We start from the raw sequence: 11,502 nt of genomic DNA, 5'->3' as shown, positions 1-11,502 counted from the left end.
CCTCACCGCGTCGCAGGCCGGACAGGGCCAGCTCCCAGGCGTGCGCCAGCCTGTCACCGTCGAGCGCCGCCAGCAGTGTCAGCACTTCGGCTTCGGTATAGGTGTCCACGTCGCGGTGCCGGACGCTCACGTGTGAGACACGCTCGGCCACGTTGCGCGACACCAGCCCTTGCTGCTGCGCGTCAGCGAGCAGCATCGACCAGGCATCAATCGCTTTGTTGACCGACACCGCCGACCATGGCCGCCGTGTGCGGCCCTTCGCCGTCTTGGTGCCGCCTGCGACCAGATCTCCGACCAGCGCGTCGATCTCGGCTTTGGTGAGCGACTGCACCGACCGGTCACCGTAGCGCTCACGCAACGGCGACAGGTCGTATTCGAGCTTCGCCTTGGCGCTGGCCCGCAGATTGTGCCGACCTCGCAGATAGTCCACGCAGACCATCTCCACATTGGTCGCCGCCTTGGCGACGAACACGCCCGCTACCGCCTGGCCGGTGATCTCGGCCAGGCCGCCGCGCGCCTCCCGTTCGGTCGCGTAGCGCCGCTTGGTCTGCTGTCGCGCCCCGGTGGCCGGGTTGACCCCACCGTCCACCCGCACCTCATACCGCACTACCTCGCGGCCTGACTTGCGATCTTTCACAACGACTTTGCGGATCTGCGGCGGCAACTGCTGGCGGCTCATAATAGCCCTGCCTCCCTGGCCTTTTCGATGTACCGCTGGGCAGTACGGTGCGACACATTAAACGCGCGGGCAACGGCTTCCGTTCGGGCGGAAGTCACCGCTTTGTAAGTGCTGGCCACATTCCGCAAAAGGTCATCTGTCATTTTCCGGCGAATCTCTCTGCGCGCAGTCCGCACCGTCCCGAGTGCCGCTCTGCGCGCTGACGGCGAATGCTCACGCTTCCAACCTCGACGACCTGGTTTCGCAGGCTCCCGTACATATGCGAGGAAAGACATCCAGTACTCGATGGAGTTCTCTAGTTGTGTCGCAACAAGTTTGATGTCTTTCGCACGGATATGGACGTTATTGTCCGGCTTCGCTGTCATCGAAAGACTGGTGCAAACTGGCACACCATTCCAGACCTCAAGCGTGAGTTCCAGCGCGGGCTGGCCTTCGCCTCCGCCGTGGCGGTACACCACCGGCGACGGCACGCCGTGATCACCGACCGGCACAATTTGCGCTCGCATTGATTCCTCTAACTCCCCACCATCGGGCAGTCCGATCAGCACATCGCCTCCTTTGTGGACAGTGAAAAGTTCGAAGTGTCGTCACTGTGTGACGTAGACACTAAATTAGTGGCGTGTCACTCTGCAAGTACGGCCACAAGCGTGGGCAAGTACGTGCGGATATACAAGGAGTCCACATGACAGAAGCACTGGCGACAGAGGTCGCCCGTCTGCATGACATCGAGTCACTGATGGAGCGGCTGAAACTGGGCCGCAGCAAGGTGTTTGAAGTACTTGGCACCGGCGAATTGCGCTCAATCAAGGTTGGCCGCCGGAGACTAGTTTCGGAGGCTGCCCTCCGCGAGTTCATTGAGTCCCTCGATGCCGGCTGTGCCGTGTGAGCCCGCCGCCGGTTATCACCAAGCCCCAATCCGGCGGAACTACCAGCGCCGAGGCCCGCAGCCAGACACAACACGCGATCAGGGCAACTCACGCCATCCTCGCCAACCTCGGCGTCGAAATGTCACCGAGCAGGGTCAGCCGCATTGTGCGCCAGTACGAGGCCCGGGTGATGCATAACGGCTGGACGTTCCTCGACTTCCTGACCAACAAGTTGCAACTGTCTGCACAGCAGCGCCGCCGGATGCTGGCAGATCCCGAAATGGCCCGCGTCACAGCATATTTGGACCCCACCGGCGAAACTGCTGTCAACCATGTCCTACGACAGGCCCGCAGGAGTCCAGTGCCATGAGTCGCGATCAGAGGTCGGCGGGGCCGCCCGAAAACGACGCGGCCGGCCCCTCGCCTAGGAGGCCGGCACACCGCCGCAGAGTCAGATAACTCCACCACCAGCACCGCCAAGCGTACAACGACCCCCCGACACGTCGGGCGGTACGCCTGCGCATGGCGCGACGGTTTCGGGTACGGGTTCCGTGATGCGTTGCGGCTGGCCGCCCGCCGACTACCCCCCGAGGCCTGGCCCCTGCTCGACAGACTGGCGTCGCAGTACGAACTGGCAGGCTCCGATGGGTAGCGCTACCGTCCGGTTCTGGGACTTTCACCAGTGGGTGCGGCCCTACCTTGATGCCGCCGGCGACTGGCCGATGGCGGGAAGTCAGCCGTGGTTTGACCTGCCCGACAACCACCCGGCTAAGTGGGCTGCGGTGCTGGATGCCGCCCGCCACCACGTCCTCAGGGTCGAGTGCGGCCAAGAACGGCTCGCCGAAGCATCACGCGAGGTAGCAAGCGCGGCCGATTGGCGGTCCATCGCCGCCGCGATATTCGCTCGACGTAGCAGCGGCTACATCCGGCGGGGGATCGCATGAGTGCTTACGACCGAAACCGAGAGCAGGACTACGCCGACGACTACCGCGAATGGTGCAACGAGGACGCTGGCGTCGCCGACCAGTTCGACGATGACCCGATCCCGCTGTCCGCTCCGGTGGAGCTACCCGACTTCCCTCTGAGCGCACTTCCCGGCCCGTACCGGGACATGGCTAAGGCGGTCTCCGAGACCACCCAAACTGACCCGGCGATGGCTGGCACCTCCGCGCTAACCGCGATTTCCGTATGCACGGGCGGTAACGCTCGCGTCCAGGTGCGCCCCGGATGGGTCGAGCCGCTGGTCATCTACAGCGCCACCATCGCATACTCTGGCGAGCGCAAATCTGCTGTGCAGCAGGCAATGACAGCGCCTCTGCGCACCGCCGAACAGCGGCTAGCGAAGGCCGCGCACCGCGAACGCGCCGAGGCCATCGCCACCCGGCAACTAGCCATCAAGCACGCCGCCAAACTTCGCTCCGACGCCGTCAACGCCGGCGCTGAGAAGCGCGCCGAAAAGGACAAGGCGGCGCTCGAAGCCACCGCCGCCGTGGAGGAAATCGAAATCCCACCTATTCCAAGGCTGCTCGCCGACGACATCACCCCGGAAGCTACCGGCGCCCTACTCGCCGAGCAGGGCGGCAGACTCGGGATTGTCTCCACTGAAGGCGGGCTGTTCGAACTTGTCGGCGGCCGCTACAGCCACAACATTCCCAACATCGACGTATTCACCAAAGGCCACAGCGGCGACCCGGTGACCATCGACCGCAAAGGCCAGCCACCCGCTTGCATCCCCTGTCCGGCGCTGACCCTCGGACTAATGATTCAACCTCAGGTCTTAGAGACCATCGCCGCCAACCCGGTCTTTCGGGGGCGCGGCCTACTGGCCCGCTTCTGCTACGCCCTGCCCGTCTCCCGCGTCGGCTACCGCCTCTCCCGGGTCGCGCCACTCAACCAAGACACCGTCGACGCCTACGCCCTAGCTGTCACCGACCTGGCCGCCGACCTCCGGGGCTGGGGCGGCGACCCCATGGGACTGCAACTCACCGCCGGCGCCCGCGAAACCATCCTCACCATCGCCGAAAACGTCGAGGTGGAGCTGCGCGACGAAGGGCCGCTGGCTCACCTGAAGGATTGGGGCAACAAGTACACCGGTCTGATCGCGCGCCTCACTGGGATGCTGCACCTCGCCGATCTCGGCGCTGAGAAGGGCCACCGCCAGCCGATCGACGTTTCGACGGTCTTGGCGGCGGCCAACCTCGGCGGCTACTTCAAAGCATGCGCCATCGCCGCGTTCGCCGAGATGCAGGCCGACCCGGGCCTGGCTGACGCCGTGTACGTTCTCGCCCGCGTTGAGGCACTCACCATCAGGCAGCGCCAAGATGCTGTTGCCCAGCCCGACGTGATCTCCGAGCGAGACCTGTTCCGGGCGCTCAGCCGCACCCGGTTCCCGAAGCGCGAGGCCATGATGCCGGCTGTCGAAAGATTGGTCGATCACGGCTATCTGCTGCCGATTCAGCAAAAGAAACCGGAAGGGGGTGGCCGACCCCCGTCGAAAAAGTATCGCGCACGCGGGCCAATCGCAAAAACCGCATAGCTGACAAAACCCCTAGTTTTGTCGGTTTTGGCAGTTCCGCGATTGTCCCGCGAGACCGCTGAAAGACCCTCACCCAACCAACCCACCACACCGCCAGCAAACACCTGAGAGTAGGGGGATCCAAAATGACCGCCACCGACCATGACCGTGCGGATGACGACTGGGCCACTGCCGACCCCGCCGAGCTACACGCCCGCCTCATCGCCTGGGCCGACACCAGCAACGACTACGTCATCCCACCCTGTATTGCGTATCAGATCGGCAGCTATCAGGCTTTTTTGCGACTTGAACGCCTGGGAGGCTGCGAGAACACCCTGCCCGGCTTCGTGATCCGGAAGGCCGCTGTGATAACCGATGACGGCTGGCATGTCTGTGAGCGATGCGAGCGGCTGTTCATCCCCAACCCCGGCGAGAAACCGTCTTCCCCGTGCACCTGCGATACACCCGTGCGGTATCCCTGCCAGAGGTGCGAAGAGGAAGAACGTTGGGGGTTCTGCTCTGAGGAATGCCGGCGCACCGTTGACTGCGGCCAATGTGGCCGCCCGTACGTACCCGATACCGAGGGGCCCAATTGGAGAGGGTCGTTCTGCTCCGACGAATGCCACCAGTGGTACCTCTGGCACGAGAGCGACCCGGTCGGCCGGTTCGCGGTCCAATACCTCACCGAGAATTAAGGCGAATCAGCATGACCGATCCGGAGCCATGACGCGCCAACACCGCCGCCGGCATCGCCAAAAGCCATCGCGGCCGGGATCGCGGCCAAAACCCGCGACCGCACCACTAGCGGGCATCGAGGCATCCCGTACGTCATCGACCCCGCCACCAAACTCGCAGCCGCCAAAAGGGCTGTGCAGGAGAGGAAAACCAACCCTAGGAAAGGACGAATAACCCCCATGGCTGACACGAACCCCAGCCGCGACGAAATTGTGGCCGCACTCAAAGCAATGGACGAAAACACCGCCCGCGCCGTCTTCGACGAGGCCCGCGGCATTGACCTCAAGACCCGCCAGCACCGCGCCGCCCAAGCGTTGCGCCAGTTCACCGGCGGCAAACCAAGGAGCGAATGAGCATGCCCGCAACACGTATCAGCGACCGATTCGACGAACACCTACACGACGTCAAAACCCTTGCCGCCGAAGGCATCCCAGCCCCAAAAGAATGGGTGGCGTTGTACGAAAGGTACACCTCCTACCAGGCGATGCAGCTACCCGCATGTGACCGGCTCATCGCCGCGATCATCGCCCCAAGCAAGGGCGACGACGTTACCGCGCTGCATGGGCTTGCGCTGGCCGAAACAGCCAGCCCGCAAACCCAAGCGCAGGTAGACAACCGGGTGGCCGCTGCCGTCGAGCGACGCTTGCGCGAACTCTACCGCCCAAGCGCCAGAACAAACTACGAACAGGCCGCCGCCCGATTCAACAGTGTGGCAAGCGATTTCGCGACCGCCGCGGCGGTGACCGATGTCGAGGTCCCGGCGGCTGACGTAGTGAACGCATCCGATGACCAACGCTCCGCATGGACCGCAGCCGAACAGCATGCTATTAAGCTCGACACCTTGGTACCTGTGCTGGCAGCGGCGGCCGAACTTGCCGGCGTTGGCGTCAACGGCGACACCGCGTTGTTGCCGCTGTGCTGCGATCCAGCCGACAAGCACCGAAGGCGGGTTTGGGAAGCATGGATTCATGAAGGCGGTAGGTGCCGGCGCTGGTCTGCACTGCACCGTCTCGGCGTCGTTATCCGCGCTGCCAACCTCGACACCTTCGCGCGGTATGACGAACCGTTGCCATATGAAACCCGCACCGAGCAGGTCGCTGGCGCGTTGCCGGGCACCATGCGCACCACACGGCTCGATCCGCACGACGAGAGTTACACGCCGCCAAAACCGCCGCAGAAGAAAATGATCGGCGGGCGTATGGCCGCAATCTAAAGGGGGTGGGGGATGGCCCCAATCGGCGAAAGGTGCGGCAACCCAAGCATTGCTGCCAATCTCTCCACAGCCGAATAATGTCAGGGGCGAAAATTGTTGCCCTACATGGAATTCCAATAGTGTCAGAGGAGGTTGAAGAATGGCTCAACGAGTGACTGCGCTGGCGCGGGCGGCAGCGTCCGAAGACCGGCTGAAATTGTTGCGCGAGTTGCGTGCGCGTGTGGTTGAGGCGCTCGACCAGTCGCAATGCGCGCGGGACGTCGAACCGCTGGCACGCCGACTGGCGGCGATAAGCGGCGAGATTGATGAGCTGGCCAGTCAGCGGGAGCCAAGCCGTTCCCCGGCTGATGTGATCGCGGCGCGTCGCGAGGAGCGGCGCCGCCGTGGTGAGGCGGTGCCGTTAGATCATTCGGAGGCGAGGCGAACGAGGGTGCACGGTTGAGTAGCCGCGTGAGGAGCGCACCGCCTCGTCGCCGCGACCGCTCAAGGCCGACACCCTAAGGACTTACGTCAGCCCAATGCGGGGACTTACGCAACTTACGTCGCCGGACACAGCAGATCTACGGTCAACTATGCGAAACCCCACCAATATCGCTGCTGGGATCGCACAGAACTTCCCAGCCTTAACATTCGCCTACGCGCCACGCGTATTCGCTACTGCTGCTGTCGGGCTCGCTGCGGTGGGCTGTTCAACCACCCCGTCCGTGGTCGCGACCACGGTCACCCAGACGGTGACTAGTACCGTCACACCAGTACCGGCACCGATGCGTGCCCAGATGCAGACGTGGTACAGCGGCATCCGAGAACACCTTGCGCAACTAGCCGATGGCGGGCATGCGCTATCGGAAGCTGCCAGGAACCACGACATGATTGGCATCGGCGCAGGGTGCCGGCAAGTGCATGATGCCGCCGCCGAGATGCAAAAACACGTGCCGCCGCCAGATCCAGAGTTGGCTTCTCCCTTGCAGACCGCCGTTAGCGATTACGACGCGGGCAGTCATTTCTGCATCGCAGGCAGTCAGGACTATGACTTGAACGAGTTGCAGCAGAGCATTCAGATGCTGCAGTCGGCGAATGACCACATGGACAGCGCGGTAACGATCTTGCAGCGTGACCTTGGTAGCACCTGGCAGCCAGCCACGCCTTCGCCTTCACACGCCCCCGCGTGACTAGCTACTGAGCTGCTCGCCGAAGTCACCCCCACGCGGCACCGAGGGTCTATCGCCGGTCCATCATCGGTGGGTCGGTATATCCGGCCAGCGGTTTGAGGTCAGCGGCGTGCGCCGCTAGCTGTCCTTAACGGGTGTAGTTAGGCGTTTCAGTTTCGTGCCGCACTTCTCGCACGCGAACGTCTGCTGCGTTACCGGCACCAATTGAACATGCTGGCAGTGGTGGCACTTCACTTTCGTGGACTTCTCGTGCGGCGTGTCCGAGGCGAAGCGGTGTGCGCAGTAGTGGCACACGTGGGCGTCGGCGGGGACGGTTTCCGCACAGTCCGGGCACTTCTTCGTCTGCCCTGAGCCGTCGACTTCTGGCACTACGCGATCCGGCTGGGCCTGGCGAAGCATCACCGAGCCAATGAGGGCTACGGCAACTCCTGTCCCTGCGGCATAGAGGGCGATGCCGAGGGAGGCAACCATGCCGGGTTGGCTTGTATCGACGGTTCCGTTGAGGCCGACCGGATACAGGGTGCGCAAATCTTTGTCCGTGGCCCAATCGGTGATTTGCGCTGCGGCGAGGAGACAAAGGCCGACCGCAAGCCCCCACCATCTCCCCCCGCGCTGGTTAGCCCAAACGCTACTGGCGGCAATACCTACGGCCAGCGCAACCAATGTCCAGCCGCCGTGCTGAATAAGGGTGTTGTTTTGAACCATGCGGAAGATGCCGGTCGGTTCAAGGAGCGGCAGGAACGCCGCGATTGCCATGGCGGCTGCGCCGACGATTACTAATCCCAACGCGAGGGGATTCCCAGGCCCCCTGTTCATCAGGGCATCCGATCTGGGCAATACGCTTCTGCCGCATCGCGTGCGAGTTGGTCCGTCTGCGGTTGCGACAACCCTTGGTGAAAGAGCTGATCCCGCAGGTTGTAAAGCTGCATCGTATAGGGGCTGGGCAGACCTATTCCGGCCCGCGGCAGGGTTTGTGCATCGCAGAACTGGTGCGCGATGGAAATCAATACTCCACGGTCCCCGGGGATGCCCTGAGACGAAAGCGCCGCGACGAACTGGTCGTCGGCGCTGTCGGCGTGGGCGACGCCCGCCCACAGCAGCAATCCTGAAACCGCCCAGACGGCGGCCGCCATCTTGGTCATCATGTACCGAGATGTTCCGCTGGCGGCGCTGCCAGTGGCCAGGGCCGTTCGGCCCGGTTTTCGCCGTCTCAAAGTCACTACTGTGGGAGTCATAGAGCCTAGGGCTATAGCGGGTGGCTCAGCACATAGTCGATGACGAACGCAGCGACCAACGCTGCAAGCAACGACAACATTGTGACCAGCCACCAGGGCATTACCCGCCGATGCATTGTCGGGTGCCACTGGCTGCCGTCCCAATAGCTGTAGCCGTTGCTGCCGTGTGGGTCCTGGTACCAGCCGGGCGGTGGGAGCGGCATCGGTGCGCTCATGGGTTGAAATTTTGCCGCCGGGATACCCGCGCTGGCAGGGTCTTTTGGCCCGCGTCCCCCGTCTCAAAGTCACCGGTCTTTACACCGCCGTACCCGAAGATGGGCGCGTGATCGTGGCCGTCGGGCGGCCCCGGACTGGGCGGGAGACGTTCGTGTAGGACCCGCTGCGGTCCTTCCCCGGCGCACGAAGTGGGCAGCGGTAAGCTCGCCGTCTTGGCGAGTGAGCGGAAGCGGGACCGATGCCTGATGAGGTGCCCAGCGTCACCAGGGTGAATAAGGCCGGTGATGTGATTCGTCAGTACCTTGGTGGCGGCGTTTGGTCGCTCGAAGATATGGACCCGTTCTTTCAGGCCTTTGATGTTTTGGAGGTTTGGCGTGCAGCCCACGCAGCCCCGTTACAGGTGGCGACGATGGGGTTGCGGTCCCGGGTGGCCACAGCGAGATGCTCGGCGGCCACTCGCGTATCACAGCGTCTGAAGCGAATCCCCACGATAATGAGCAAGCTGCACCGCGAGCCGGGAATGGAGCTTGGCCGAATGGCGGACATCGGCGGCTGCCGCGCCGTGGTCCTTGACCTCGACGAGGTTTATCGGGTCCTAGGCCGCTACCAGGCGCGCAACCAGCCCGAAGTGGTGAAGGTCCGCGACTACATCAAGAATCCGAAGGATGACGGGTACCGGGCGGTCCACGTCATCGTGCGCTATCACGGCCGGCTGATCGAGGTTCAATTGAGGACACAGGTACAGCATGAATGGGCCTACACGGTGGAGAGCGTGACCTCGCGGTTCGGCCTCGATATCAAGTCTGGCGGCGGTCCGCCCCCCGTCCGCGCTTGGTTCCAGGCCGTGTCCGAAGCCATGGCTTTCGAGGAACGTGGCCAGGTGGTGGACACCGACCTGTTACAAAGGGTGCATACACTCAGGGAAGAAGCCCAGCCCTATCTGCAAGGAGGTCGATCATGACGGGATCGTTAAATCACTTCTTGCTGGTCTTTGACCACGAGGCGGGCAAGCTTGTCGACCTTCGGGAGTTCGGTACCGACGTTAAGAAGGCGATGGCCGAGTACTCGCGGCTGGAACGTGAGCACCTAGGTCATGCTGATGCGATCGAGATCGTTCTTATTGGTTCTGACTCCCTCGAAACGGTCAAGATCACCCACGCGAATTACTTCGATGGCACGGTAGCCGTTTCCAAGTACTTCGTCGGGATCTGACCCCGCCGGGAGCGGGTTCGCTCGCGTCGGGAACCCGCGCAGGTTCCCGATGCGTCTGACAGGATGTAGCCCAGGTTCCGGACGGTCTGCTCTCCTGCCGCCCGGGCCGGGCCTGCTTTTCCCGAATATCGCCAGGTGCTTCTGCGCGCCCCCAGCCGAAATGCGGGTGAGGAAATTGACACAGTCATGACACAACCCCCCGAAAACTCACCGCCCGAACGTACCCGTACAGACATAGACCGGGGTGGACGTCTGCGGTCGATACCCGCAGGTTAGGCGCGGTTTCGTAGCCAGGGAATTCAGCCTTGGACGCACGGCTGCGGAAGCTAGCAAACGCCTCAAATCGACTTCCCAAGCTGAATACGCGGGTTCGATTCCCGTCATCGGCTCCACGTTTGAACATGGCATATAGCCCGGTTCCCGCCCCGGCGAGGCCGGTTGTCCCCCGACGGGTTCCCTTAGTTCGTCACTGAAATACCGCGAGCATCGGCACTGCCTCATGCCGCCGAATAACTGGGATCCGCAACTCCGGGCGATAGCGTGAGCAAACAAGAATCGGCGTGCGTCGGGCGCCGAACAGCACGGCTAGGAGGGTGCGCAAGGTGACCAGTGAAGAGACCACCCAGCGAGCGCCAGCCGTTACGCAGACGCGATCGTCTCGCCGAACGGGGGCACGGTGGCAGATTCTCTGGGCATCGTGTTGGGTCTTGTTGTTCCTCACGCTGGTCGCCGCGCTGGTTATGGCGGTGCGTCCGTCGCTGGCTGCGCAAGCCGGGGCCGCCCAATTGGGCTTTCTCGTTCTGTTTGTCGTCGTCCATGCGTGGCTGGGCTACTTCGCACGAGGCATGGCCGCATTCGTCGCCATCGCCGGCGTTGTTGCGTTCGCAATGGAGGCAATCGGTGTCGCGACCGGTTTCCCGTTCGGCTCCTACACCCATCACCTGCCCGGTCCGAAGCCCCTGGGCGTTCCCCCAGTGGCCATCGTCAGCTGGATCATTTTCGGCTGGCTGGCCTGGGCACTGGCCCGGGTGATCATGCGACCCGCTCCCGATGTGGCCGTGGGTGGCGCCGAACGCTTTACGACGCCCATCGTGGCGACGTTCATTCTTGGGGGTTATGACCTGGTAAACGACCCCATCGGTGCGACGGCGCACGACTGGTACTCCTATCACCACCCGACCGGCGCGCTGGGAGTCCCGCTGACCAACTATCTCGGCTGGCTGCTGACGGGCTGGCTGATCTTTCAGCTCGTAGCGCTCGTCGAGGCGCGATTCCCCGGGAGCCCCGCCACCCGAACCCGCCCCTATTGGCTGCTGCCGTGCCTGTTCTGGCTTTCCACCGCCACTCAGGTCTTCGCCGCCCTGATCCACCCGCCGGACGGCGTTGCGGTCCGCGGCGGCAAAACCATCCAGATTGCCGACGTGTACGAGTCAGGCGCATCGGCAGCGTTATTCACCATTCTTCTCACGGGAATCATGGCGCTGGTACGCCTCTACAGTCGCCAACCGTCAAAGATCCCTCATTCCTGTACAGAGGAGGCCTGATCGTCGGTGGGTGGGGCCGCAACCGCCCGACTGGTGCGACGGCCCGCGCCAGCGCGTTTCTCGGAAACTGGATGCCCACCGAGCTCGCGCCTTAAATTCGGCGGGAATTTCGGATGGC

Annotated in this window: 17 protein-coding genes; 12 read left to right on the top strand and 5 right to left on the bottom strand. The window is 63.4% G+C overall.

Translation table 11 applies throughout. From position 1 onward, the window contains the following. Both A5704_RS23735 and A5704_RS28560 read right to left on the bottom strand, forming a co-directional pair. On the bottom strand, positions 1-679 hold a 679-nt coding region (locus A5704_RS23735; RefSeq protein WP_197508530.1), incomplete at its 3' end, for an Arm DNA-binding domain-containing protein. Beyond that, on the bottom strand, positions 676-1,227 hold the full coding sequence (locus A5704_RS28560) for a hypothetical protein (protein WP_156737743.1): 552 nt from the start codon (positions 1,225-1,227) through the stop codon (positions 676-678). The genes A5704_RS23735 and A5704_RS28560, both read right to left, overlap by 4 nt. A gap of 134 nt (positions 1,228-1,361) precedes the next feature. On the opposite strand from A5704_RS28560, the gene A5704_RS23730 reads away from it, so the two are divergent. The 9 genes from A5704_RS23730 to A5704_RS23700 all read left to right on the top strand — a co-directional run bounded on the left by A5704_RS23730 (position 1,362) and on the right by A5704_RS23700 (position 7,177). Further along, a complete protein-coding gene (locus A5704_RS23730; protein WP_067891378.1) occupies positions 1,362-1,565 on the top strand; it encodes an excisionase family DNA-binding protein in 204 nt (67 codons plus the stop codon). Continuing rightward, positions 1,562-1,915, top strand: a complete 354-nt coding sequence (locus A5704_RS28935; protein WP_231969251.1) for a hypothetical protein — start codon at positions 1,562-1,564, stop codon at positions 1,913-1,915. The genes A5704_RS23730 and A5704_RS28935 overlap by 4 nt, the downstream gene beginning before the upstream one ends. A 274-nt stretch (positions 1,916-2,189) precedes the next feature. Further along, positions 2,190-2,489, top strand: a complete 300-nt coding sequence (locus A5704_RS23720; RefSeq protein ID WP_067785842.1) for a DUF2742 domain-containing protein — start codon at positions 2,190-2,192, stop codon at positions 2,487-2,489. Then, positions 2,486-4,081, top strand: coding sequence for a YfjI family protein (locus tag A5704_RS23715; RefSeq protein WP_067891375.1), 1,596 nt, complete (start codon positions 2,486-2,488; stop codon positions 4,079-4,081). Before A5704_RS23720 ends, A5704_RS23715 begins: the two co-directional genes overlap by 4 nt. A gap of 125 nt (positions 4,082-4,206) precedes the next feature. Continuing rightward, the gene (locus A5704_RS23710) at positions 4,207-4,755 is read left to right on the top strand and encodes a hypothetical protein (protein ID WP_067891373.1); all 549 of its coding nucleotides are present in this window, start codon (positions 4,207-4,209) and stop codon (positions 4,753-4,755) included. A gap of 219 nt (positions 4,756-4,974) precedes the next feature. Next, positions 4,975-5,148, top strand: a complete 174-nt coding sequence (locus A5704_RS28555; protein ID WP_156737742.1) for a hypothetical protein — start codon at positions 4,975-4,977, stop codon at positions 5,146-5,148. Further along, positions 5,145-6,008 carry a hypothetical protein gene (locus A5704_RS23705; RefSeq protein ID WP_156737741.1) on the top strand — a complete coding sequence of 288 codons (864 nt, stop codon included), beginning with the start codon at positions 5,145-5,147 and terminating at the stop codon, positions 6,006-6,008. Before A5704_RS28555 ends, A5704_RS23705 begins: the two co-directional genes overlap by 4 nt. A gap of 139 nt (positions 6,009-6,147) precedes the next feature. Continuing rightward, the gene (locus A5704_RS28550) at positions 6,148-6,450 is read left to right on the top strand and encodes a hypothetical protein (RefSeq protein ID WP_156737740.1); all 303 of its coding nucleotides are present in this window, start codon (positions 6,148-6,150) and stop codon (positions 6,448-6,450) included. A gap of 262 nt (positions 6,451-6,712) precedes the next feature. Further along, on the top strand, positions 6,713-7,177 hold the full coding sequence (locus A5704_RS23700) for a hypothetical protein (RefSeq protein WP_156737739.1): 465 nt from the start codon (positions 6,713-6,715) through the stop codon (positions 7,175-7,177). Positions 7,178-7,294: 117 nt separating this feature from the next. Here the strand turns inward: A5704_RS23700 and A5704_RS23695 are convergent, their stop codons facing one another. From A5704_RS23695 to A5704_RS23685, 3 genes are all read right to left on the bottom strand, one after another. Beyond that, positions 7,295-7,933, bottom strand: coding sequence for a zinc ribbon domain-containing protein (locus tag A5704_RS23695; RefSeq protein ID WP_067891366.1), 639 nt, complete (start codon positions 7,931-7,933; stop codon positions 7,295-7,297). A 59-nt stretch (positions 7,934-7,992) separates the two neighbouring features. Further along, positions 7,993-8,322, bottom strand: a complete 330-nt coding sequence (locus A5704_RS23690; RefSeq protein WP_067891363.1) for a DUF732 domain-containing protein — start codon at positions 8,320-8,322, stop codon at positions 7,993-7,995. A gap of 101 nt (positions 8,323-8,423) precedes the next feature. Continuing rightward, the gene (locus tag A5704_RS23685) at positions 8,424-8,627 is read right to left on the bottom strand and encodes a DUF2510 domain-containing protein (RefSeq protein WP_067891360.1); all 204 of its coding nucleotides are present in this window, start codon (positions 8,625-8,627) and stop codon (positions 8,424-8,426) included. Positions 8,628-8,866: 239 nt separating this feature from the next. On the opposite strand from A5704_RS23685, the gene A5704_RS23680 reads away from it, so the two are divergent. The 3 genes from A5704_RS23680 to A5704_RS23670 all read left to right on the top strand — a co-directional run bounded on the left by A5704_RS23680 (position 8,867) and on the right by A5704_RS23670 (position 11,384). Then, complete coding sequence (locus A5704_RS23680) at positions 8,867-9,589, top strand: RelA/SpoT domain-containing protein (RefSeq protein ID WP_067891357.1); 723 nt, start codon at positions 8,867-8,869, stop codon at positions 9,587-9,589. Continuing rightward, positions 9,586-9,840, top strand: coding sequence for a hypothetical protein (locus A5704_RS23675; RefSeq protein WP_067891354.1), 255 nt, complete (start codon positions 9,586-9,588; stop codon positions 9,838-9,840). Before A5704_RS23680 ends, A5704_RS23675 begins: the two co-directional genes overlap by 4 nt. A gap of 707 nt (positions 9,841-10,547) precedes the next feature. Beyond that, positions 10,548-11,384 (top strand): carotenoid biosynthesis protein, encoded by an 837-nt coding sequence (locus A5704_RS23670; RefSeq protein WP_067749070.1) that lies wholly within the window; start codon positions 10,548-10,550, stop codon positions 11,382-11,384. Positions 11,385-11,502 lie beyond the last annotated feature (118 nt).

The organism is Mycobacterium sp. E735, from assembly GCF_001666955.1.
Lineage (GTDB): Bacteria > Actinomycetota > Actinomycetes > Mycobacteriales > Mycobacteriaceae > Mycobacterium.
Note: the sequence above shows the minus strand (reverse complement) of the source record. Positions and strands in the feature narration are given on the sequence as shown.

Coding starts and splice junctions, on each gene's coding strand:
- A5704_RS23705 (WP_156737741.1), top strand. CDS start 5,145: ATGAGCATGCCCGCAACACGTATCAGCGACCGATTCGACGAACACCTA.
- A5704_RS23710 (WP_067891373.1), top strand. CDS start 4,207: ATGACCGCCACCGACCATGACCGTGCGGATGACGACTGGGCCACTGCC.
- A5704_RS23685 (WP_067891360.1), bottom strand. CDS start 8,627: ATGAGCGCACCGATGCCGCTCCCACCGCCCGGCTGGTACCAGGACCCA.
- A5704_RS23690 (WP_067891363.1), bottom strand. CDS start 8,322: ATGATGACCAAGATGGCGGCCGCCGTCTGGGCGGTTTCAGGATTGCTG.
- A5704_RS28555 (WP_156737742.1), top strand. CDS start 4,975: ATGGCTGACACGAACCCCAGCCGCGACGAAATTGTGGCCGCACTCAAA.
- A5704_RS23680 (WP_067891357.1), top strand. CDS start 8,867: ATGCCTGATGAGGTGCCCAGCGTCACCAGGGTGAATAAGGCCGGTGAT.
- A5704_RS23675 (WP_067891354.1), top strand. CDS start 9,586: ATGACGGGATCGTTAAATCACTTCTTGCTGGTCTTTGACCACGAGGCG.
- A5704_RS23720 (WP_067785842.1), top strand. CDS start 2,190: ATGGGTAGCGCTACCGTCCGGTTCTGGGACTTTCACCAGTGGGTGCGG.
- A5704_RS23715 (WP_067891375.1), top strand. CDS start 2,486: ATGAGTGCTTACGACCGAAACCGAGAGCAGGACTACGCCGACGACTAC.
- A5704_RS23730 (WP_067891378.1), top strand. CDS start 1,362: ATGACAGAAGCACTGGCGACAGAGGTCGCCCGTCTGCATGACATCGAG.
- A5704_RS28550 (WP_156737740.1), top strand. CDS start 6,148: ATGGCTCAACGAGTGACTGCGCTGGCGCGGGCGGCAGCGTCCGAAGAC.
- A5704_RS23695 (WP_067891366.1), bottom strand. CDS start 7,933: ATGGCAATCGCGGCGTTCCTGCCGCTCCTTGAACCGACCGGCATCTTC.